This is a genomic window from Companilactobacillus paralimentarius DSM 13238 = JCM 10415 (genome assembly GCF_001434985.1).
GTDB classification, from domain to species: Bacteria; Bacillota; Bacilli; order Lactobacillales; family Lactobacillaceae; genus Companilactobacillus; species Companilactobacillus paralimentarius.
The window spans coordinates 1-1315 of record NZ_AZES01000164.1 but is presented as its reverse complement, the minus strand read 5'-3'; the positions used below and the strand labels follow the sequence as shown (position 1 = coordinate 1315).

The following is a 1315-nucleotide window of genomic DNA, read 5'->3' as shown; positions in this document are numbered from 1 at the left end:
CAAAAATAGAGTTGATGGCAAAATGCCTATCAACTCTATTTATCGTACAGCCTTTTATTTTAATTTTAATGGTTGAGTAGTATCTAGCCAGTCATTTGTTTGAATATTCTTGAAGTACATTGTAACTTCTGAGTCAGTATCTTTTACTTTTACTAAGAGGGCACCATCAAAGCTTTTGTTTGGTTGAACTAAGCCGTTATTACTTGAGTTAACGATAGTAGAGTACTCTCCACTAGCAGTGGTAGCCGTCAATTGTTGATTATCTTGTTTTAACATGATAGCAGTATTTTGAACCCTTTGTGGAATCTCATTACTTTGAGTTTTATTTGTATAGTTGTATTTAACCAATAAAGCTGCATCACCATTACTGTCTTTGACTAATTTGACATCGTTTGAAATTTCGAAGGTATACCAATCTGTATCGTAAGTTAAATCAGTATAAGTCCCAGCATTTTTTATCTGATTAGTTGTCTTTTTTTGTTGATCATTTTTGGGCTTATTGTCATTTTCTTGTTGTTTTGCAGTGATTTCATCTGCAGCTTTCTGTTTTTTGGCTTTTTTGACATGCTTTTTTTTAGTTACTTTTTTCTTGGTTTCTTTTTTAGGCTTAACCTTTTCTATTTTATGAGAAGGTTGAGTAGTATGAGTATTGTCTTTTGAAGAAGTGGATTTCCAAAAAATAAGTAGACCAATTATTAAGATTATAATTAAAATCAAAGAAATAATAAAAGGCTTTCTTTTGTAAAAGGGCTTGCGTTTACGCCGAAATGATTCACGTGTCATATTTTTATTTGAGTTATTATTGTGCCTGTTCATGATACATCTCCCCAACCGATGAATAGATAATTACTAGTTATAATCATAATATCATAATTGTTTACTATGAATTAATTTACTAAAAAATGCCATTACTTTTTAAAAAAAAGAATTTTAAATTAAAGTGTTGAACCGACTATTGAAAAGTGGTATAAATATCTGGTCGATGTTAATGAGATGTTAATTTTTGTAGAAGGGGGTCGCAATGATGATGCTATTTAGAAATCATGGCGATTATGAAGTAACTTGTAATTTCTTGAGCAAAGAGGGCCAAGAAGTTGCAAAGAAGCGCGTTTGTCACAATGTTTCTAAGAAAGAAGCTCGTGACGGTATGAGAGATTATATTACAAATAGATTCTCTGATATTATTGATGTCGCTCATCCCATTAAAGTTGTTGCTAAGTTAACAGCTAAGTAAAGGATATATTAAAGATAATAATAAACGGCTCTTTGTCAAATCGTATTGATGAATAGTTTTTGTATAGAAGGCAACCTCATG

General features: G+C 31.0%; 2 protein-coding genes. One reads left to right on the top strand and one right to left on the bottom strand.

The features are described from left to right. Window positions 1-54: 54 nt before the first annotated feature. Complete coding sequence (locus tag FD33_RS11770) at window positions 55-717, bottom strand: DUF5067 domain-containing protein (protein WP_162256994.1); 663 nt, start codon at window positions 715-717, stop codon at window positions 55-57. A 304-nt stretch (window positions 718-1021) separates the two neighbouring features. On the opposite strand from FD33_RS11770, the gene FD33_RS11765 reads away from it, so the two are divergent. Beyond that, window positions 1022-1234 carry a hypothetical protein gene (locus tag FD33_RS11765; protein ID WP_225868701.1) on the top strand — a complete coding sequence of 71 codons (213 nt, stop codon included), beginning with the start codon at window positions 1022-1024 and terminating at the stop codon, window positions 1232-1234. Window positions 1235-1315 lie beyond the last annotated feature (81 nt).

Excerpts from the sequence above, each read along its gene's own strand:
- FD33_RS11765 (WP_225868701.1), top strand. The coding sequence starts at position 1,022 with ATGATGATGCTATTTAGAAATCATGGCGATTATGAAGTAACTTGTAAT.